The sequence below is a fragment of the Kocuria sp. HMSC066H03 genome, from assembly GCF_001812045.1.
In the GTDB taxonomy this organism is placed as follows: Bacteria; Actinomycetota; Actinomycetes; order Actinomycetales; family Micrococcaceae; genus Kocuria; species Kocuria rhizophila.
This window is the reverse complement of sequence record NZ_KV807503.1, coordinates 190358-210700: the sequence shown is the minus strand read 5'-3', so window position 1 is coordinate 210700 and position 20343 is coordinate 190358. Positions and strand designations below refer to the sequence as shown.

Below are 20343 nucleotides of genomic sequence, written 5' to 3'. Positions count from 1 at the left end.
TGCTTGTCCGTGTCGCCGGTGTGACTAGGGTTACATCCTGTGACTCACACCGACACCTCATCCCCGTCCCTTGAACCCCTCGCACCCCTGGGTTCCACGCAGCGCACGGCCACGGCGGCGGACCAGCTCGCCGAGACCTACTTCCACGAGAGCCTCGCCCTGAACCCGAGCGACGCCACCTTCCTGGGCTTCCCCGGGCACGAGACCGAGTACCCGGACTTCGGTCCCGCCGGCCGTGCAGCCCGTGCCGAGCTCGTCCGCTCCACCCTCGCGCGCCTGGAGGAGGTCACCCCGGAGGACCACGTGGACCGGGTGACCCTGCACGCCATGCGCAACGAGCTCGAACTGGAGCGCGACCGCCACGAGGCCAACCTGGACGTCTCCGTGGTCAACAACATCGAGTCGCCCGTGCAGGGCATCCGTCAGGTGCTGGACGCCATGCCGCGGGAGACCGAGCAGGACTGGAAGCACATCGCCGGGCGCATGGCCAACATCCCCGCCGCCCTGGAGCAGTACCGCGCGGGACTGGACGAGGCCGTCTCCCTGAACCGGCCGCCGTCGGCCCCGCAGATCGTGGAGGCCTCCCAGCAGGCGGAGCAGTACGCGTCCGACGACGGCTTCTTCGCGTCACTGGCCGCCGATCCCGGCGCGCCGGATGCCCTGCGGGACGAGCTGCGCACCGCGTCCGACGCCGCCCGCGCCGCCTACCGGGACATCGCCCGGATCCTGCGCGAGGACTTCGCCCCGGTCGCACGCGAGTCCGACGCGTGCGGGATCGAGGACTACCGGCTGCACCTCGCGTCGTTCCTGGGCACGCGTCGTGATCCCCGCGAGGTCTACGACTGGGCCGTGCAGAAGCTGCTGGAGCTGGACGCCGAGCAGCGCGCCGTGGCCGAGCAGATCAAGCCCGGAGCCACCGTGCAGGAGGCCATGGCTGCCCTGAACGCGGACCCCGACAGGCAGCTGCACTCCCCCGAGGAGCTGCAGGCGTGGATGCAGAAGCTCTCGGACACCGCGCTGGCGGAGATGGCCGGGACGCACTTCGAGATCACCGAGCCCATGAGCACCCTGGAGTGCTGCATCGCGCCCACGCACGACGGCATCATCTACTACACCCCGCCCAGCGCGGACTTCTCCCGCCCGGGGCGCATGTGGTGGTCCGTGCCGGAGGGGGTCTCCCAGCACAACACGTGGGAGGAGACCACCACCGTGTACCACGAGGGCATCCCGGGCCACCACCTGCAGTGCGCCACGGCCCTGGCCAACGCGGGCGAGCTCAACGAGTGGCGCCGCATGGGCATCTGGGTCTCCGGCCACGGCGAGGGCTGGGCCCTGTACGCGGAGCGGCTCATGGACGAGCTCGGCTTCCTGGACGACCCCGGGGACCGCATGGGCATGCTCGACTCGCAGCGGCTGCGCACCGTGCGCGTGATCTTCGACGTGGGCTTCCACTGCGGCTTCGAGATCCCCGAGGCGCTCGGCGAGATGCTCGGTGGCGCCCGCGCAGGGGAGGTCTGGACCCCCGAGGACGGCTGGAAGTTCCTGCGCCACAACGTGGCGATGGCGGAGGGCACCCTGCGCTTCGAGTGGCTGCGGTACATGGGCTGGCCCGGGCAGGCACCCTCCTACCGGATCGGGCTGCAGATGTGGCTCGACGCCCGCGAGCAGGCTATGGCGCGCGAGGGCGAGGACTTCGACCTCAAGCGCTTCCACAGCCGCGCGCTGCGGCTGGGCTCCGTGGGCTTGGACACACTCACCTACGCCCTGGCGCTGTAGGGAGCGGATTCCCGGGGGCTTCCCCGGGCTGTCCCAGGATCCGGGCGTCACAGTTCGTCACGAGGGGTGTGCGGATTACCATTCGCCGCCCTATCGTGGCGCACATGAATTCCGCAGAAAGTACCCGGCGTCTGCCGCGGTGGATGACCTCCTTCGGGTGGCAGATACTCATTGCCCTGATCGCGGGCGTTCTCCTGGGGTCCCTGGCCTCTGCCATGGGCGGGGACCCCGAGGAGAGCCCCAACTGGCTCATGACCACGCTGGGCACCATCGGCTCCAGCTACGTGACCATCCTCAAGGCAGCCGTGGTGCCGCTCGTGGTCACCGCGGTCATCTCCTCGATCGCCAACCTCCGCGACGTCTCCAACGCCGCCCGACTGGCGTGGAAGACCCTCATGTGGTTCGCCGTCACCTCGCTGATCGCGGTGGTGATCGGCATGGTGCTGGCCGTGGTGGTCCAGCCCGGCGTGGGCACCGGCCAGCCGCAGCCCGAGACCTACTCCGGCACGGAGGGTTCGTGGCTCGCGTTCCTCAAGGGCCTGATCCCCGTGAACTTCCTGGGCCTGGAGACCACGTCCAAGGTCATCGACCCCGAGACGGTCAAGACCACCGTGAACTTCAACATCCTGCAGATCCTGGTGGTCTCCCTGGTGGTCGGGATCGCCGCCCTCAAGGTGGGCCGGGAGGCCGAGCCCTTCCTGAACCTCATGAAGTCCGGGCTGGCCATCATGCAGAAGGTCGTGTGGTGGATCATCCGCCTGGCCCCGCTGGGCACCCTGGGCCTGATCGGCACCGCCGTGTTCGAGTACGGCTGGACCTCCATGGGCTCGCTCGTGAGCTTCGTGCTCACCGTGTACGCCGGGCTGCTGCTGGTGGCGTTCGTGGTGTACCCAGTGATCGTCAAGCTCAACGGCCTGTCCGTGAAGCAGTTCTTCGCCGGTGTGTGGCCCGCCATGCAGCTGGGCTTCGTGTCCCGCTCCTCCCTGGGCACCATGCCCGTGACCCAGCGCGTGAGCGAGTCCAACCTGGGCGTGCCCGGGCACTACGCGTCCTTCGCCATCCCGCTGGGTGCTACCACCAAGATGGACGGCTGCGCCGCGATCTACCCGGCGGTCGCCGCGATCTTCGTGGCCCAGTTCTACGGCGTGGAGCTCATGCCCATGCACTTCGTGCTGATCGCGCTGGTCTCCGTGCTGGGCTCGGCCGCCACCGCCGGAACCACCGGTGCCACGGTCATGCTCACCCTGACCCTGTCCACCCTGGGCCTGCCCCTGGACGGCGTGGGCCTGCTGCTGGCCGTGGACCCCATCCTGGACATGGGCCGCACCGCGCTCAACGTCACCGGCCAGGCGCTGGTGGCCACGGTCGTCTCCAAGCGCGAGGGCATCCTGGACCTCCCCCGCTACAACGCCCCGCTGGCCGGTCGCCCGTTCAAGGACGACGACGCCGCCCCCGGCCTCCCCGGCAACGGCACCTCCGCGCGCGAACCGGAGCACGCGGCGTCGGCGTCCGGTGCCACGCTGTCCCAGACCTCACCCGGGGCGACGGACGGTCAGCGCACCGTGTAGCACGTGCGTCACCGCCGGCACCTTCTGCGAACGGGGCGGCTCGGGTTGATCCCGGGCCGCCCCGTGGCATGCGGGGGGTCGATCATGTCAGCGCTGGGCACTAGGCTGTGATCCACCTCACTACCGATCCAAGGATGGTCACCATGAGCGTGTACAGCCAGCCCGGCACGGACGGATCCGTCATCACCTTCAAGCCCCGCTACGAGCACTTCATCGGGGGCCAGTGGGTCCCGCCGGTCAAGGGCCAGTACTTCGAGGACGTCACCCCAGTCACGGGCCGGGCGTTCACCGAGGTGGCCCGGGGCACCGCCGAGGACATCGAGGCCGCGCTCGACGCCGCCTGGGCCGCCGCCCCTTCCTGGAACGCCTCCACCCCCGCGCAGCGCGCGCTCATGCTGAACAAGATCGCGGACCGCATGGAGCAGCACCTCGAGACCATCGCGGTGGCCGAGACCTGGGACAACGGCAAGCCCGTGCGGGAGACGCTCAACGCGGACATCCCCCTGGCCATCGACCACTTCCGGTACTTCGCCGGTGCCATCCGCGCGCAGGAGGGCCACCTGTCCCAGCTGGACGAGGACACCGTGGCGTACCACTTCCACGAGCCCCTGGGCGTGGTGGGCCAGATCATCCCGTGGAACTTCCCGATCCTCATGGCCGTGTGGAAGCTCGCCCCCGCGCTGGCCGCGGGCAACTGCGTGGTGCTCAAGCCCGCGGAGCAGACCCCGGCGTCCATCATGGTGCTCATGGGGCTGATCCAGGACCTGGTCCCGGACGGCGTGGTGAACATCGTCAACGGCTTCGGCGTGGAGTGCGGCAAGCCGCTGGCGTCCAACAAGCGGATCCGCAAGATCGCGTTCACGGGTGAGACCACCACGGGGCGGCTCATCATGCAGTACGCCTCGGAGAACATCATCCCCGTCACCCTGGAGCTGGGTGGCAAGTCCCCCAACATCTTCTTCGAGGACGTGGCACGGGAGAAGGACGGGTTCTACGACAAGTCCCTGGAGGGCTTCGCGTTCTTCGCCCTGAACTCCGGTGAGGTCTGCACGTGCCCGTCCCGCGCCCTGATTCAGGAGTCCATCTACGACTCCTTCCTGGCGGACGGCATCGAGCGCGTCAAGCAGATCAAGGCCGGCAACCCCCTGGACACCGACACCATGATCGGCGCGCAGGCCTCCACCGACCAGCTGGAGAAGATCCTCTCCTACCTGGACATCGGCAAGAAGGAGGGCGCCAAGGTCCTCGTGGGCGGCGAGCGCGCCGAGCTCGAGGGCGACCTCGCGGGCGGCTACTACGTCCAGCCCACGGTGTTCGAGGGCACCAACTCCATGCGGATCTTCCAGGAGGAGATCTTCGGCCCGGTGCTCTCGGTTGCGAAGTTCGGCTCCTACGAGGACGCCATCTCCATTGCCAACGACACCCTCTACGGCCTGGGCGCGGGCGTGTGGTCCCGCGACGGCAACACCGCCTACCGGGCCGGGCGCGCCATCCAGTCCGGGCGCGTGTGGGTGAACCAGTACCACAGCTACCCCGCGCACTCCGCGTTCGGCGGCTACAAGTCCTCGGGCATTGGCAGGGAGAACCACCTCATGATGCTCGACCACTACCAGCAGACCAAGAACATGCTCGTGAGCTACACCGAGAACGCGCAGGGCTTCTTCTAGACCGTGACCGGAAGGCGAGGAACCGTCATGAGCACCCCTTCATCACCGGTGGACCCGTCCCCGGCGGACATCGCGGATCCCGAACACCCCGTGGTGCTCGAGGCGACCGCTGCGGTACCCGGTGAGACCACCTCACGGGTCGGTTTCACCCGGCCCGCGGTGGCCCTGTTGCAGGAACTGTGGGAGCAACCTGGACCCCTCATGTTCCACCAGTCCGGGGGATGCTGTGACGGTTCCTCGCCCATGTGCTTCCCCGCCGGTGAGTTCCGCACGGGCGCGGCCGATGTCCTGCTGGGCACTGCCCGGTTGCCGTCCCCGACCGGCGAGGATCTCGGGGGCCTGGAGTTCTGGATCTCCGCCGAGCAGTTCGAGTACTGGCGGCACACGCGGTTAGTAATCGACGCCGTTCCCGGCCGCGGTGGGGGCTTCTCCCTCGAGGCCCCCACGGGCCGGCGCTTCCTCACCCGCAGCGAACTGTGTGGGATCGAGGTGTACTGATCGGAGACGTTGGTCAATCGTGAGAAGGGTGGCTGGTTCCCGCAGGCTGTGTGGGGGCGGTGGTGGTTGTAGTAGTGCAGTCAGCCCTCGAGTTTCCCGCGGCGCTCGGCCTCGCTCGTGTAGCAGCGGGCGTAGCCTCAGCCGTCGGCCAGGGTGAGGCGGAACCGCTCGATCTTCCCGTTGGTCTGTGGCCGATACGGCCTCGTGCGCTTGTGCCGGATGCTGAGGTCGACGCAGGTGTCTCGCCATAGGTGTGAGCGGTAGGCGCCGCCGTTGTCGGACAGCACCTCTCGACGGTGACACCACGCTGGTTGAACCACTCGACGGCCCGCACGAGGACGGCAGTGGCGGTGAGGGCAATGTCGTCGTGGATCTCGGCGTGGGCGACGCGGAAGTGGTCGTCGATGACGGTGTGGACATAGGCCCCGCCCATCAACGGGTCCCGCCACTTGTTGCGCGGCTTGTCTGGGGTGACGGCCCGGTCGCGGTCACCTTGTTGGCAACCGACGTAGCGCCAGCCCCCGCCGTCGGGGATGTTGCCCAGCTTCTTCACATCGACGTGGAGCATTGAGCAGGGATGGTCGTGCTCGTAGCGCCGGACTGGCTCCCCGGTCGCGCGGTCCGCGTGGGAGAGCCGATTCAGGTGCGCGTCGACCAGGATCCGGTGGTCTGTCGACGGGGCGGTCCCCAGCCGGTAGACCAACTGCGCAGGTCCCTCGCGCAGACGCAGACGTAGCTGGATGCAGCGCTTCGTCGTGGTCTGTCCGGCCTTGCTCGGCGAGTGGCGCGGTGTGAGAGCGGCGTTGCCATGGGACACGTAAGGCATTTCAGATACGAAGTGGCCGGCGACCGTACGGTCGTCGGCCACTTGGTCGGTGCTGTCACGCGAATGGTCCAGCCTCGGAGGTATGCACCCACCCGTCATCTCGGCAGACTGGGGGCATTCAATGGCTGGGCGACAGGCTCACCAGGTGGGAAGTTCGCCGTGACCTGGGGTGACGCGTCGCTCCTCCTGACCGATGGGACGGTCGTTGATGCTGGCCTCGCGATGGGTCATGTAGCCCTGTGCTTCGAAACGCCACAGCTCATTGCCGTAGGAGCGCCACCACTGGCCGTCATGGTCGTGCCACTCGTACTGGAATCGCACGGCGATCTGATCGTCGGTGAACGCCCACAGGTTCTTGCGGAGTTGATAGTCGAGTTCCCGATCCCACTTGGCGGTGAGGAAGGCAATCACCTGGTCCCGACCGGTGATCGTCTGGTCACGGTTTCGCCACACGGTATCGACGCTGTAGGCCTGGGCGACCGTCTCGGGGTCTCGAGTATTCCAGGCGTCTTCGGCGGCCTGTACCTTGCGGGCGGCGGTTTCGGCGGTGAACGGTGGGATGGGGTTACGGGTTTGGGTCATGTGATGGCTCCTTGACCTGGGATCGGATGTGTCAGTGGTTTGCGGGCGTTGGCCACGGGCGACGTGCAGCAGGCACCCGGCGACGTCACCTCGGCGGGCGAGTGCGTTGCGGACCGCGTGGACGGCAAATTTCGCGGTCATCCAGTTCGAGATTGAGTGTCCGACGACGCGGTTGGAGAACACGTCTTTGATCGCGCAACAGTAGAGCGCGCCCTCCCTCGTCCAATGCCTCGTGATATCTCTCCGCCAGAGCCGGTCCGGCTCGTCGGCGCGAAAGACCCGCTGGTGGTGGTCCTCGAACACCGGCGGGCCCGGTGTCTTCCCCTTCCCGCGCCGGCGAGCTCGGCAACGAGCGGGTATGTCAGTGTGGGCAGCCGCCGAGGCGCAGATTCGCTTGCGACAAATACGCCGCAGCCCTGCTGAGCACCTCGTTGTCCTGCTTGAGGAGGCGGATCCGCTTCTTCAGCTCCCGAGCATCCCCCGCGTCCGACACAGTCTGACCAGGCCAATTTCCTTCATCACGTCGACCTGACGGAGCCAGTTCTGCATGGGTCGCTTCGCCGGTACCGAAGTCGGTAGCAATCTATTTGATGGTGACGCCGCTCTCACGATGGCAAGCGACCGCGATAACGTCCTCCCGGAACTCTCTGGGATAAGGACCAGCCATGATGACATCCTCCCCCGCCAGCGCCTCTCGACGCTAACGATCAGTTACCACCTACTCGTTCCCCACGTCCGGTCTCGACCACCAAGATGACCTACGACGCCCAGACTCGGCTATACGTCACCAAGCGCCGAGCGGAAGGAAGGAACGACCGAGAGATCCGCCGCTGCATCAAGCACTACCTAGCCCGTCACGTCTATCGAACCCTCAACGCTACAACCCCGAGCGTGAATGGCTCTTGACCGACGTAGAAGACTCTGGACACCCCTCGGCAGACGTCACCATCGGACGTCAGCGTGGGGTTTGCCGGCAGGGGCGAGGCCGGCGGGTAGTTCTGGTTGTCCGGTTGAATGGTTGGACAAACAGAACTACCCACTCATGCAGGTTCTACCGAGAGGTTAGATTGCGGCGACAGCCGAACGAACAGCCTCAGCCATGGACGTGGCCGGGCGTCCGATGAGCCTGTTCAGGTCTCCAGAGTTCACCAGGAGGTCTCCGCGGGCTATTCCCAGATCAGAATCTGCGAGGATTTCCGCGCCCCCCTCGGGCACTCCGACCCTGACGAGCATTGCGGCGTATTCGCGCGGCGGCAGGTCCTGGTAGGAGATGTGCTTGCCGGCCGCGGCGCTGATCTCTGCCGCAAGCTCGGCCATGGTGAATGGCTTGTCACCGCCGAGCTCATAGAGCCTGCCAGCCTGGTCGTCGGCCAGCAACACTGCGGCGGCCGCCTGGGCATAGTCTGCGCGGGAGGCGGCGCTCACCCGACCGTTGCCGGCACTGCCGACGAGGGCACCCTGAGCGAGCACGCCCGACAATTGGTCGGTGTAATTCTCCAGATACCAGCTGTTGCGCAACAGGACGAAAGGAACGCCGGACTGCTCCAGGAGGGTCTCGGTGGTTTGGTGCTCGACGGCCAGCTTCATCCCACTGCCGTCTGCGTTGGCGATGCTCGTGTAGGCAACCAGCTGGATACCCTCGCGCTGAGCGGCCTCGATCACGGTACGGTGCTGCTCCACCCGCTGGCCCACCTCGGAACCTGAGATCAGGAGGACTTTAGTGGCCCCCTTCATGGCCTTTCCTACGGAGGCCGCGTCGGCGTAGTCCATCTTCCTTACATGGACACCGCGCTGTGCCAGATCCGCGATCTTCTCAACTGCACGCCCTGCGGCCACAATCTCCTGCGGCGGAACGTTGCGCTCCAGCAGTGTCTCCACGACCTGGCGGCCAAGCTGGCCGGTAGCTCCGGTAATAACGATGCTCATGATGTCCTTCCATGGGGTCCTTAACGGAAGGTACAACCACCCCACCTTCCGATCACTTCCGAAAAGAGGGTACGCACTTCGCAGTAAGGCACTGATATGAAAGTTAGTGATTCTGCATCCGGGGGTGCGTGAGGCCGGGGGCTGGTTGGCGCAGGCGGTGTGGGGCCGATGGTAGTTGAAGTGGTTCACCCACACCCCGGCCGCCTCCCGGCGGGCCTGCCCGCTGGCGTAGGGGCGGGCGTAGAGGACCTCATCGACCAGTAACCGGTTATAGCGTTCGGATTTGCCGTTGTGCCGTGGCGTGTAGGGGCGGATCCGTTAGTGCCTGCTGGCCAGTGCTTCCACGGTGCGGGTGAAGCTCAACGCCTGCGTAGTTGGCACCGTTGCCGGTGGCTGCTTTCTCATCCTCGAGGGCCTCGGTGCAGGCCAGCCGGGAGAACCCGTCCACGGCGCTGGGAAGGTAGGTGTACCCGCCACACTGCTTGCGGGCGCGTTCGGAAGCCAGGGCTTGGCGGGAGTCTCGCCCGAGGGCCCACCAACCACCACCGTCGGGGATTCTCCCGAGCTTCTTCACATCCAGGTGGATCATGTGCCCGGCCCATCCGGCACGGATACGTTGGGGTGGGCGTTGCAGGTTCTCCCCGGACGGGGTGAGATCACGCAGTCCTGCTTCGCCCTCAGCACGGTAACGCGCCACCCAGGTGGCCACAGTGGGCCGGGAAACCCGGAACTTTGCAGCCACATGGGCCTAGGGCACACCATCGTAAAGATGACGGTGCACCATCCGCAGAAGGCCGGTCGGGGTCAGGGGGTGCATTAGCGTGGGTCATGAACGGGCTTTCTCGTACGGGTGGGTGGTGTAGGAACTTCCATCCCGCGACGAGCAGCCCGTTCCTCATCTCACCACCACACCCGTGTCAACAACCCCATCCCCCACAACAGCTGGGAACCACCTTCATCGGGCCCGCGTCACTCGTGAACGGCGGCGCTCCGCGCCTCGGATCCCAGGTGCGGGCCCGCCGTTCGCGCGCGGTCGTCCCGTCGGCGGAGGGCGGCGCGCCGGATGAGCCACCGGCTCACGAGCTGCAGGAGCAGCCCCGCGGCGAACGTCACGGCCATGAACGGGCGGTCGATGCCGAGCGGCAGGACCACGGCCGCCATGCACACCGCACCGAGCACGATGAACGCGGCACGAGCGATGCAGCGGCACTCGGTGCGCCAATAACCACGGGGCAGCCGCACGACCCGTCGGCATGTGGCGAGCGCCGCGAGCCACCCAGTTCCCAGTGGAACGGACAGTTGCGGGTACGTGAGTCCGGCGTCGCCCGGCAGGGCGATCACCGCGCCTCGAGCCACCACCTGGTTGGCAAGGATCAGAGCCAGGGTCACGGCCAGGGCGTCCAGCAGTATCGACGTCAGGGGGCGGGACAGCCATCGCGAAGGCCGCGCCGGTGGTGTCCCGGTGGCGTTCGTAAGGCCGATGCCGTCCGAGAGCCACGGCCCGTGCGGGAGACCGGCTCCTATGGACGGCCCGTTCGCCAGCCCGGGCCCGTTCGAGGCGTGGGATGCTGTCGCTGGTCGGGACCCGGTGACGCCGGAGAGGGCCCGTGGAATGCGCGCACCACGACGCACGATCTCGACCATCCGAGCCACCTCCCTCTCCACGCGCGCGGCCAACGTAATAGATTACATGCAGATGCTTGAGGTTGCCCCTATTTGTACGGTCGCGGCCTTCCCGCGAGCACACCCCTCCTCACCGGACCGACGTCCCCTCATCAGATCCGCCGTAGAGTAAGGGGCGTGCACCCCGCTCTCGTCCTGGCCTCGCAATCACCGGCGCGCGCATCCCTGTTGGAGCGCGCACACATCCCGTACCGCGCCATCGTCTCCCACGTGGATGAGGACGCCCTCGTGGCCGCGGAGACCCCCGAGACCCCTCCGCAGACGGCACTGTTACTTGCCCGCGCCAAGGCGGAGGCCGTCGCAGCGCTTCCGGAAGCGGAGGGGCGGCTCGTGCTGGGTTGCGACTCCGTGTTCGAGCTCGACGGCGCCCCCTACGGCAAGCCGTACGAGCCGGACGTCGCGATCGAGCGCATCAGCGCCATGAGCGGGCGCACTGGCACGCTGCACACGGGCCACTGGCTCGTGGACGCGCGCACGGGCGAGGCATCCGGCAACGGCCTGATCTGCTCCGCGGACGTGCACTTCGCCTCCATGACGCGCGAGGAGATCGAGGACTACGTGGCCACGGGTGAGCCCCTCCAGGTCGCGGGCTCCTTCACCCTGGACGGGCGGGGATCCCAGTTCATCGAACGGGTGGGCGGGGATCCGAACGCCGTGATCGGGCTGAGCCTGTCCACCCTGCGTACCCTGCTCGCCGGGGTAGGGATCCGGGCATCCTCGTGGTGGGGTGCCGCAGCACAGGGTGGGGCGCAATGATTTGTAGATCTTCCACAGTTACCGCACCGCGGTACCCCCGCGCTTAGGCGTTCCCCGGCGGGGGGCACTAGCCTTTCGGCAGAGAGTCGACAAGGAGTTCACACGTGACAACCACCTCGCGGCAGCAAGAGGCCGCCACCGGCACCCGCCCCCTCACCAAGGTCCTCGTGGCCAACCGGGGGGAGATCGCGGTGCGCGTGATCCGTGCCGCCCGTGACGAGGGCATCACCTCGGTGGCCGTGTATGCGGACCCGGACCGGGACGCATTGCACGTGCGCATGGCGGACGAGGCCTACTCCCTGGGCGGCACCACCGCCGCGGACTCCTACCTGCGGATCGACAAGGTGCTCGACGCCGCACGGCGCTCGGGTGCCGACGCCGTCCACCCGGGCTACGGCTTCCTCTCCGAGAACGCGGAGTTCGCCGCCGCCGTGATCGACGCCGGCCTCACGTGGATCGGCCCGCCGCCCGCCGCGATCGCCCAGCTGGGTGACAAGGTCGCGGCCCGGCACATCGCCGAGAAGGTGAACGCGCCCCAGGTGCCCGGCACCGCGGACCCCGTCTCCTCCGCCCAGGAGGTTCTGGACTTCGCGGACCAGCACGGTCTGCCCATCGCGATCAAGGCGGCCTTCGGCGGCGGCGGTCGCGGCATCAAGGTGGTCCGCGAGCGGGACGCCATCCCCGAGCTCTACGAGTCCGCGGTGCGTGAGGCCACCGCCGCGTTCGGCCGCGGCGAGTGCTTCGTGGAGCGCTTCCTGGACGCTCCCCGCCACGTGGAGACCCAGTGCCTCGCGGACCAGTACGGCACCGTGGTCGTCGTCTCCACGCGGGACTGCTCGCTGCAGCGCCGCAACCAGAAGCTCGTGGAGGAGGCCCCCGCGCCGTTCCTGAGCGAGGAACAGAACCGGCGGCTCTACGAGTCCTCCAAGGCGATCCTTCGCGAGGCCAACTACCAGGGCGCCGGGACGTGCGAGTTCCTGGTGGGTCAGGACGGCACCATCTCCTTCCTGGAGGTCAACACGCGCCTGCAGGTGGAGCACCCCGTCTCCGAGGAGGTCTCGGGCCTGGACCTGGTGCGCGAGCAGTTCCGGATCGCCCGCGGCGAGGCCCTGGGCTACGAGGACCCCGAGGTGCGCGGGCACAGCATCGAGTTCCGCATCAACGGCGAGGACGCCGGGCGCAACTTCATGCCCTCCCCCGGCACCCTGACCACGTTCACGGTCCCCTCCGGACCGGGCGTCCGCGTGGACTCCGGTGTGGAGGCCGGCGAGACCGTGGGCGGGAACTTTGACTCCATGCTGGCCAAGCTCGTCGTCACCGGAGCCACCCGTACGCAGGCGCTCGAGCGTTCCCGCCGTGCCCTGCAGGAGATGACCGTCGAGGGCATGCCCACCGTGGTCCCGTTCCACCGCGCAGTAGTCTCCGATCCCGCCTTCGCCACCCCGGAGGGGACCCCCTTCACGGTGCACACCCGGTGGATCGAGACGGAGTTCGACAACAGCATCGAGCCGTTCGCCGCGTCCCCCGAGCCCGCCGCGGACGAGCCCGAGCGGCAGACCGTGGTGGTGGAGGTCGGCGGCAAGCGGCTGGAGGTCACCATGCCGCAGCTGCCCGGCACCGCCCGCTCCGCGGCGCCCGCCCAGGCCAAGCCCCGCAAGCAGCGCGGCGCCCGCGGCGGCACGGCCGCACGAGGCGCCTCCGGCGACGCCCTGACCTCCCCCATGCAGGGCACGATCGTGAAGATCGCCGCGTCCAACGGGGACGAGGTGGCCGAGGGCGACCTGATCGTGGTGCTCGAGGCCATGAAGATGGAGCAGCCGCTGACGGCCCACAAGGCCGGTGTGCTCAAGGACCTGGAGGTCTCCGAGGGGGACACGGTCTCTGCGGGCACCGTGCTGGCCACCATCGAGTCCTGAGTCCCCTCGCCCTCACGAGGCCCCGGTCCCCCGCGGACCGGGGCCTCGTGCGTTGCGCCGTTTCCTTGCGGACCGGGGCCTCGTGCGTTGCGCCGGACCCCCGACGACCGGAATCTCGTGCGGGGTACCGGTCGAGGCCCCCGGAACGGCCACCCGCAGGACGTCAACGGGATGTCTCACATGATGGACACCTGAATTCACCATGTGGTATCCGCGCCCCTATCTTGTAGTCATTCTTCGAACCGACTGCCGATGAGGAGCTCCATGTCCACGACCGTTTCCCCCGCGGGCCCCGGCTCGCCGTCCCTGAACCAGAGGGTGCCGCGCGGCCGCGTGATCCTGGCCTCCCTGGTGGGAACCACGATCGAGTTCTACGACTTCTACGTGTACGCCACGGCCGCCGTGGCCGTGTTCCCCGCCCTGTTCTTCACGGGCAACGACGACACCGCCAAGCTGCTGGCCTCGATGGCCACGTTCGCCGCGGCGTTCTTCGGCCGACCCATCGGCTCCGTGATCTTCGGGCACTTCGGGGACCGGATCGGCCGCAAGGCCACCCTGATCGGCGCCCTGCTGACCATGGGCATCGCCACGTTCCTGATCGGCGTGCTGCCCACGTACTACCAGATCGGCATCTGGGCGCCCCTGATCCTCACCATCCTGCGCTTCTGCCAGGGCGTGGGCCTGGGTGGCGAGTGGTCCGGCGCCTCGCTGCTGGCCACCGAGTACGCCGAGGAGGGCAAGCGGGCCCGCGCCGCCATGTGGCCCCAGCTGGGTGCGCCGTTCGGATTCATCCTGGCCAACGGCTTCTTCCTGCTGCTCACGGTGCTCATGCAGTTCGGCACCGCCGGTGAGGACCCGAGCACCAGCCACGCATTCCTGGTGTGGGGCTGGCGCATCCCGTTCCTGGCCTCGGTGGTCATGGTGCTGCTGGGCCTGTGGGTGCGCGTGAAGCTCGAGGAGACCCCCGTGTTCAAGCACGCGGAGAAGCAGGGGCAGAAGGTCACCGCCCCCGTGCTGGAGGTGTTCAAGACCTCGTGGGTGCAGATCGTCCAGGGCACGTTCATCATGCTGGCCACCTACGTGCTGTTCTACCTGATGACCGCGTGGATCCTCTCCTACGGCATCGGCAAGCCCGCCGCCGGTGGTCTGGGCATCCCCTACCGCACGTTCCTGGTGCTGCAGCTGCTCTCCGTGCTGCTGTTCGCGGCCATGGTCCCCGTCTCCGGCTGGCTCGCGGACCGCTTCGGACGCCGCTCGTCCCAGCTGGTGATCACGTCCCTGATCCTGGTCTTCGGGCTCACGTTCGGGATCGTCATGGCCCCGTCCCTCGTGGGCACGGGTGCCGAGGCCTCCCTGCCGCGCGTGCTGTTCTTCCTGACCGTGGGCATGACCCTGATGGGCCTCACGTTCGGCTCGATGTCCGCGATCCTGCCCGAGCTGTTCCCCACCAACGTGCGCTACACCGGCTCCGGGATCGCGTACAACGTGGCCTCGATCCTGGGCGCGGCCATCACGCCGTACATCGCCGTGATGCTCAACGCCAACTACGGAGTGGGCTCGGTGGGGCTGTACCTGTCCGTCGCGGCGCTCATAACGCTGGTGGCCCTGTGGTTCTCCCCCGAGACCCGCCACGTGGACATGAACACCGTGGGTGCCGCCCGGGTGGTCGTGGAGTAGCCCTCCCCCCGCCCCGCGCACGACGACGCCGCGGTGACCTTCGCAGAAAAGGTCACCGCGGCGTCGTCGTACCGCCCCCGGGGCCGGGTCAGCGGTGGACGTGCAGGCGGCGCGCGGCCTCCGCAATGGTCCCGGACAGGGACGGGTAGACCGCGAAGGTGTCCGAGAGGTCGTCCACGCCCAGGCGGTGGGTGACCGCGAGCGCGATCGGGAAGATCAGCTCCGAGGCGCGCGGGCCCACCACCACGCCGCCCATCACGGTGCCGCTGCCGCGGCGCGCGAAGATCTTCACGAAGCCGTCGTCCACGGCCATCATCTTGGCGCGCGGGTTGGTGGCCAGGTTCATGGTCATTCCGGTGAACATGGCGGGATCCGCCTCCACGTCCTGCTGGGTGATGCCCACGGACGCGATCTCCGGGGACGTGAAGATGTTGGAGGCCACCTCGTCCGTACGCAGCGGGTGAACGGTGTCACCCAGGATGTGCGCGACGGCGATGCGGCCCTGCATGGCGGCCACGGAGGCGAGCGGCATGACGCCCGTGCAGTCGCCCGCGGCGTAGATGCCGGGGGCGGTGGTGCGGGAGACGGTGTCCACGCGGATGTGGCCGGACTCGGTCATGGCCACCCCTGCCTCCTCGAGACCCATGTCCGCGGTGTTGGGAATGGAGCCCACGGCCAGCAGGCAGTGCGTGCCGCGGATCTTGCGGCCGTCCGAGAGGGTCACCCGCACGCCGTCGCCGGTGTTCTCCACGGCGTCCGCGCGGGAGCGGGAGAGCACGCGCAGACCGCGGCGCTCGAACACGTTCTCGAGCACCTGGGCGGCGTCCTTGTCCGAGCCCGGCAGCACCTGCTCGCGGGAGGAGACCAGGGTGACCTCGGAGCCCAGACCGTTGTACGCGGAGGCGAACTCCGCACCGGTGACACCCGAGCCCACCACGATCAGCTTCTCGGGGATCTCCGTGAGCTGGTAGATCTGCTTCCAGTTGAAGATCCGCTCACCGTCCGGCTTGGCGGTGTCCAGCTCGCGCGGGTGGGCGCCCACGGACACGAGCACCACGTCCGCCTTCAGCTCGTAGGGCTCGTCGTCGCTGGGGTCCACCACCACGGTGTAGCGGTCCACGATCTTCCCGCGGCCGACCACCACCCGCACACCCACGCGCTCCAGGCCGCGCTTGATGTCCCGGGACTGCGTGGCCGCGAGGCGCAGCAGGCGCACGTTGACCTTGTCCAGGTCCACGCGCAGGTTGTTGAGCTCCTCCGTGGCGTCGAGGTCGTCGCCCACGTGCACACCCAGGTCACGGGCCGAGGCGAAACGGTTCATGGTGTCCGCGGACGCGATGAGCGTCTTGGACGGCACCACGTCCGTGAGCACGGCGGAGCCGCCCATGCCCTGCTCCTCCACCACGGTGACGTCCGCCCCGAGCGACGCCGCCACGAGGGCGGCCTCGTAGCCACCGGGGCCGCCGCCGATGATCACGAGCTTCTGGTCCGCGAATTCCCTCTGCACAGTCATGTCAGCCATGCGCCCCAGCCTACCGGGGCGCGCCCACACGCTGACGCGGCAGCCGTGCGTGCCTAGGATGGTGGCATGACTGACACCACGGCCCAGGAACCCTTCGAGCTCGCGCAGCAGGCCGCCGACGCCCTGCGGGAACGCACCGGCGTGGACCGGTACAAGATCGCCCTGACCCTCGGCTCCGGGTGGGGTGGAGCGGCGGACCTGCTCGGGGAGACCGTGTCCGAGGTCCCCGCCCACGAGATCCCCGGCTTCTCCAAGCCCGCGCTCGAGGGCCACGGCGGCACGCTGCGCTCGATCCGCCTGGCGGACGGCTCCCACGCCCTGGTGATCGGCGCCCGCACCCACTTCTACGAGGGCAAGGGCGTGCGCGCCGTGTCCCACGGTGTTCGGACCGCGGCGGCCGCGGGCAGCGAGATCATGATCCTCACCAACGGCTGCGGCGGACTCAACCCTGACTGGGCTCCCGGAACCCCGGTCCTGATCCGCGACCACCTCAACCTCACCGCGCGCTCCCCGCTGGAGGGAGCCACGTTCGTGGACCTCACCGACCTCTACTCCCAGCGGCTGCGGGACATCGCCCGCACGGTGGACCCCTCCCTGGACGAGGGCGTCTACGCCCAGTTCCCCGGCCCGCACTACGAGACTCCGGCAGAGGTGCAGATGGCCAAGGTGCTCGGCGCGGACCTCGTGGGCATGTCCACCGCCCTGGAGGCCATCGCGGCACGCCACGCGGGCCTCGAGATCCTGGGGATGTCTCTGGTGACCAACGCGGCCGCCGGCATTAGCCCCGAGGCGCTGTCCCACGAGGAGGTCCTGGAGGCGGGCCGCGCCGCCGGGCCCCGCATCTCCCGGCTGCTCGCGGACATCGCCGGCAGGCTCTGAGCCACCGCATCCGGCGACGGAATGTCAGCAAGTCCGGGTGCCAGGCACTAGACTGGCTGCACGACAGTACTGGGCCCGCCACGGCGGTCTGAAAGGGTGAACTCATGGTCAGAAGATCGGAAGCCGAGTCCAACGCGCACCGTCCGCACACCGGGCGCACCACGGAGGACGGCAGCCACGCCGCGGACGCTCACGCCACCCGCACCACCACCGAGCGCCACGGCCGCCGCGCACCGCAGTACTCGGGCGAGGGCGAGATCGTGAAGAACGCGATCCTCTTCGGCGGCGGCATGGTCACCATCCTCGTGAGCCTGTGGCTGTTCAGCACCTACCCGGACAGCTGGTGGCTCTTCATGGTGGGCATCCTGGCCTACGGCCTGGCCCTGATGGTCCCCACCCTGTTCCTGAGCGGCGCCACCGCCAAGCACTCCACCGGTGGCACCGAGGTCACCCTGGACCTGCCGCGCAACGCGTCCGAGATGGCGCAGCGCGCCGTGGGTTCCGGCGAGCAGAAGCAGGACCGCGCCGTCTGATTCCGGCCCAGTACCGCAGAGAGCCCCGCCGCCTCCTCGTGAGGCAGCGGGGCTCTCTCGTGTTCGTCACCGTGCGGTCAGTCGTGGGTGGTGGAGAGAACCGACCGCACCACGGCCCGGCTGTCCCGGGGGGAGAACCCCGTGGCCTCCAGGCTGGTGGTGTCCAGGCAGCTGTTGGTCGGCCGGGGTGCGATGCCCACTTTCCCCGCCGTGTACTCGGCCGTCCCGACCGGCCGCACCCGCTCCGGGTCCGCCCCCAGTTCCTCGAACACCCAGCGGGCAATCTCCGCCCAGGTGCACGGTTCACCGGAGCCGGTGAGGTGGTAGGTGCCAGGCGCGGCGCCGCTGTCCACCAGGTGCAGGGCGCCCGCCGCCAGATCGGCCGCCGCGGTCAGTCGACCGTGCTGGTCCGCGACCACCGCCGGGTCCACCCCGCGGCGCGCCAGGTCCGCCATGGTGGCCACGAAGTTCTTCCCCTCCCCGATCACCCAGCTGGTGCGGATCACGTAGTGCCGCGGGCAGGCGCGGACGGCGGTCTCCCCCGCGGCCTTCGACTGCCCGTACACGGACAGCGGCGCCACGGGATCCTCCGGGGCGTACGCCGAGCCCAGAGGCAGGGCGCCGTCGAACACGTAGTCCGTGGAGAAGTGCACCAGGGTGGTGCCGGCCCGGGCGCACGCCGCGGCGAGTGCTCCCACACCCGTGGCGTTGACCGCCCAGGCGGCCGCCCTGCCCTCGGTGCTCTCGGCCGCGTCCACTGCCGTGAAGGCGGCCGCGTTGACCACGGCGCGGTACCGGCGCAGGGCGTCCCCCGAGCTGATCTCCGCGGGCCAGGAGGCCGGGTCCGCGAGGTCAAGCTCCGAGCGCGTCCACGACGTGAACGGCAGCTCGCTCGCGGTCAGCAGCTCGGTGAGAGCGGCACCCACCTGGCCGCGGGCTCCCAGCACGAGGACGGGCGCGGGAGCCAGCGGGGCGACGTCGTCCAGCGCGGGGTGCGCGCGGTCCTTGTCCGAGAGCTCAGCCTGCGCGAGCGGCACGGGCCACTCGATGCCCAGCCGCGGGTCACCGAGGTTCACGAACGAGTACTCGGCGGTGGCGTCCGCGCGCCAGTGGTCCGTGACCAGGTAGGTGTAGGCGGTCGCCTCCTCGAGCGTCTGGAACGCGTTGCCCACGCCGCGCGGCACGAAAACCGCGGTGCCCGGGGTGACCTCGTGAGTGACCACGGTGCCGAAGCCCGGCCCCTGGCGCAGGTCCACCCACGCGCCGAAGATCCGCCCGGTGGCCACCGAGACGTACTTGTCCCACGGCTCGGCGTGGATCCCGCGCGTGGTGCCGCGGGAGCCGTTGAAGGAGATGTTGTGCTGCACGAACGAGGCGTCGGGCAACCCGGCCGCCACCGCCTTGGCGCGCTGCCAGTTCTCCTTGAACCAGCCGCGGTTGTCACCGTGGACGGGCACCTCCACGAACCGCAGGCCGTCGATGGCGGTGGTGTGCACGGTGAGGTCCTGGGCGTTCACTGTCCGGCCTTCCGGTAGGCGGCTTCGGTGGCGGACTTCGCGGGCTCCCACCAGTCCCGGTGCTCGGTGTACCACGCAATGGTGTCCGCGAGGCCCTCCGAGAAGTCCGTCCAGCGCGGCTCCCAGCCCAGCTCCGCGCGGGTGCGGGAGCCGTCGATCGCGTAGCGGCGGTCGTGGCCGGCGCGGTCCGTCACGTGCTCGAACGCGTCCTCCGGCTGGCCCATGAGCCGCAGGATCTCCCGGAGCACCGTGAGGTTGTCCCGCTCGCCGTCCGCGCCGACCAGGTACGTGCGGCCGGGGACTCCGGACTCGAGGATGCGCAGCACGGCGGCGGAGTGGTCCGCCACGTGGATCCAGTCCCGCACGTTCTCTCCCGCGCCGTACAGCTTGGGCCGCTGCCCGGTGAGCACGTTGGTGATCTGGCGCGGGATGAACTTCTCCACGTGCTGGTAGGGGCCGTAGTTGTTGGAGCAGTTGGACAGCGTGACCTCCACTCCGAAGGAGCGTGCCCACGCGCGCACCAGGTGGTCCGACGCCGCCTTGGTCGCCGAGTACGGGCTGGACGGCCGGTACGCGGTGTCCTCCGTGAAGCGCTGCGGGTCCCCCAGGGCCAGGTCCCCGAACACCTCGTCCGTGGACACGTGGTGGAACCGCGTCCCGTGCCGCCGAGCGGCCTCCAGCAGGGTGTAGGTCCCCACCACGTTGGTCTGCACGAACGGCCAGGGGTCCCGCAGGGAGTTGTCGTTGTGGGACTCGGCGGCGAAGTGCACCACGGCGTCCGCCGTTCCCACCAGGTCGTCGACGACGCCCGCGTCCGCGACGTCCCCCACCACCAGGTCGTAGCGGGCCGGGTCAGCGACCGCCAGGTTCCCGCGGTTGCCCGCGTAGCTGAGCTTGTCCAGCACCGTGACGCAGTGCTGCGTGTGCGCCAGCACGTGGTGCACGAAGTTGGCCCCGATGAACCCGGCGCCGCCGGTCACGAGCAGATGTCCCATGACTGTTCATCCTAGGAGCCCC

15 protein-coding genes and 4 pseudogenes are annotated in these 20343 nt (G+C 68.8%); 10 read left to right on the top strand and 9 right to left on the bottom strand.

Annotation, left to right across the window (positions count from 1 at the left end; genetic code table 11):
• The first annotated feature begins 39 nt into the window (after positions 1-39).
• The 4 genes from HMPREF2833_RS00880 to HMPREF2833_RS00865 all read left to right on the top strand — a co-directional run bounded on the left by HMPREF2833_RS00880 (position 40) and on the right by HMPREF2833_RS00865 (position 5509).
• Positions 40-1776, top strand: coding sequence for a DUF885 domain-containing protein (locus HMPREF2833_RS00880; RefSeq protein ID WP_070636278.1), 1737 nt, complete (start codon positions 40-42; stop codon positions 1774-1776).
• Positions 1777-1880: 104 nt separating this feature from the next.
• Positions 1881-3344 (top strand): dicarboxylate/amino acid:cation symporter, encoded by a 1464-nt coding sequence (locus HMPREF2833_RS00875; RefSeq protein ID WP_070636435.1) that lies wholly within the window; start codon positions 1881-1883, stop codon positions 3342-3344.
• 143 nt (positions 3345-3487) lie between these two features.
• The gene (locus HMPREF2833_RS00870) at positions 3488-5011 is read left to right on the top strand and encodes an acetaldehyde dehydrogenase ExaC (RefSeq protein WP_070636276.1); all 1524 of its coding nucleotides are present in this window, start codon (positions 3488-3490) and stop codon (positions 5009-5011) included.
• Between the two features lie 27 nt (positions 5012-5038).
• Positions 5039-5509, top strand: coding sequence for a DUF779 domain-containing protein (locus HMPREF2833_RS00865; protein ID WP_083310881.1), 471 nt, complete (start codon positions 5039-5041; stop codon positions 5507-5509).
• Here the strand turns inward: HMPREF2833_RS00865 and HMPREF2833_RS12835 are convergent.
• The 3 genes and pseudogenes from HMPREF2833_RS12835 to HMPREF2833_RS12830 all read right to left on the bottom strand — a co-directional run.
• Positions 5503-6299: pseudogene (locus HMPREF2833_RS12835) on the bottom strand (IS481 family transposase); the annotation flags it as partial. The gene HMPREF2833_RS00865 and the pseudogene HMPREF2833_RS12835 overlap by 7 nt on opposite strands.
• A gap of 174 nt (positions 6300-6473) precedes the next feature.
• Complete coding sequence (locus HMPREF2833_RS00855; protein ID WP_070636272.1) at positions 6474-6917, bottom strand: nuclear transport factor 2 family protein; 444 nt, start codon at positions 6915-6917, stop codon at positions 6474-6476.
• Between the two features lie 90 nt (positions 6918-7007).
• Positions 7008-7220, bottom strand: a pseudogene (locus tag HMPREF2833_RS12830) (DDE-type integrase/transposase/recombinase); the annotation flags it as partial.
• Between the two features lie 435 nt (positions 7221-7655).
• On the opposite strand from HMPREF2833_RS12830, the pseudogene HMPREF2833_RS12615 reads away from it, so the two are divergent.
• A pseudogene (locus HMPREF2833_RS12615) lies at positions 7656-7823 on the top strand (IS110 family transposase); the annotation flags it as partial.
• Between the two features lie 156 nt (positions 7824-7979).
• Here the strand turns inward: HMPREF2833_RS12615 and HMPREF2833_RS00845 are convergent.
• The 3 genes and pseudogenes from HMPREF2833_RS00845 to HMPREF2833_RS00840 all read right to left on the bottom strand — a co-directional run bounded on the left by HMPREF2833_RS00845 (position 7980) and on the right by HMPREF2833_RS00840 (position 10232).
• On the bottom strand, positions 7980-8843 hold the full coding sequence (locus HMPREF2833_RS00845; RefSeq protein ID WP_070636270.1) for an SDR family oxidoreductase: 864 nt from the start codon (positions 8841-8843) through the stop codon (positions 7980-7982).
• A gap of 102 nt (positions 8844-8945) precedes the next feature.
• Positions 8946-9673, bottom strand: a pseudogene (locus tag HMPREF2833_RS12055) (integrase core domain-containing protein); the annotation flags it as partial.
• Positions 9674-9812: 139 nt separating this feature from the next.
• Entirely contained in the window at positions 9813-10232 is a 420-nt protein-coding gene (locus HMPREF2833_RS00840; protein ID WP_070636268.1) for a hypothetical protein, read from the bottom strand.
• Positions 10233-10643: 411 nt separating this feature from the next.
• On the opposite strand from HMPREF2833_RS00840, the gene HMPREF2833_RS00835 reads away from it, so the two are divergent.
• The 3 genes from HMPREF2833_RS00835 to HMPREF2833_RS00825 all read left to right on the top strand — a co-directional run bounded on the left by HMPREF2833_RS00835 (position 10644) and on the right by HMPREF2833_RS00825 (position 14875).
• Positions 10644-11282 (top strand): Maf family protein, encoded by a 639-nt coding sequence (locus tag HMPREF2833_RS00835; protein WP_070636266.1) that lies wholly within the window; start codon positions 10644-10646, stop codon positions 11280-11282.
• 104 nt (positions 11283-11386) lie between these two features.
• A complete protein-coding gene (locus tag HMPREF2833_RS00830) occupies positions 11387-13198 on the top strand; it encodes an acetyl/propionyl/methylcrotonyl-CoA carboxylase subunit alpha (protein ID WP_070636264.1) in 1812 nt (603 codons plus the stop codon).
• A 264-nt stretch (positions 13199-13462) separates the two neighbouring features.
• A complete protein-coding gene (locus tag HMPREF2833_RS00825) occupies positions 13463-14875 on the top strand; it encodes an MFS transporter (RefSeq protein WP_070636262.1) in 1413 nt (470 codons plus the stop codon).
• An 88-nt stretch (positions 14876-14963) separates the two neighbouring features.
• On the opposite strand, the gene HMPREF2833_RS00820 is transcribed toward HMPREF2833_RS00825, so the two are convergent.
• Positions 14964-16388 carry an NAD(P)H-quinone dehydrogenase gene (locus tag HMPREF2833_RS00820; protein ID WP_070636431.1) on the bottom strand — a complete coding sequence of 475 codons (1425 nt, stop codon included), beginning with the start codon at positions 16386-16388 and terminating at the stop codon, positions 14964-14966.
• 75 nt (positions 16389-16463) lie between these two features.
• Here HMPREF2833_RS00820 and HMPREF2833_RS00815 point away from each other — a divergent pair, with 75 nt between their 5' ends.
• Positions 16464-17276 (top strand): purine-nucleoside phosphorylase, encoded by an 813-nt coding sequence (locus HMPREF2833_RS00815; RefSeq protein WP_019310117.1) that lies wholly within the window; start codon positions 16464-16466, stop codon positions 17274-17276.
• A 104-nt stretch (positions 17277-17380) separates the two neighbouring features.
• The gene (locus tag HMPREF2833_RS00810) at positions 17381-17809 is read left to right on the top strand and encodes a hypothetical protein (protein WP_070636260.1); all 429 of its coding nucleotides are present in this window, start codon (positions 17381-17383) and stop codon (positions 17807-17809) included.
• 77 nt (positions 17810-17886) lie between these two features.
• Here HMPREF2833_RS00810 and rfbD read toward each other — a convergent pair whose 3' ends face one another.
• Both rfbD and rfbB read right to left on the bottom strand, forming a co-directional pair.
• Positions 17887-19326 (bottom strand): dTDP-4-dehydrorhamnose reductase, encoded by a 1440-nt coding sequence (rfbD, locus tag HMPREF2833_RS00805; protein WP_070636258.1) that lies wholly within the window; start codon positions 19324-19326, stop codon positions 17887-17889.
• Positions 19323-20321, bottom strand: a complete 999-nt coding sequence (gene rfbB / locus HMPREF2833_RS00800) for a dTDP-glucose 4,6-dehydratase (RefSeq protein ID WP_070636255.1) — start codon at positions 20319-20321, stop codon at positions 19323-19325. The genes rfbD and rfbB overlap by 4 nt, the downstream gene beginning before the upstream one ends.
• Positions 20322-20343: the final 22 nt, after the last annotated feature.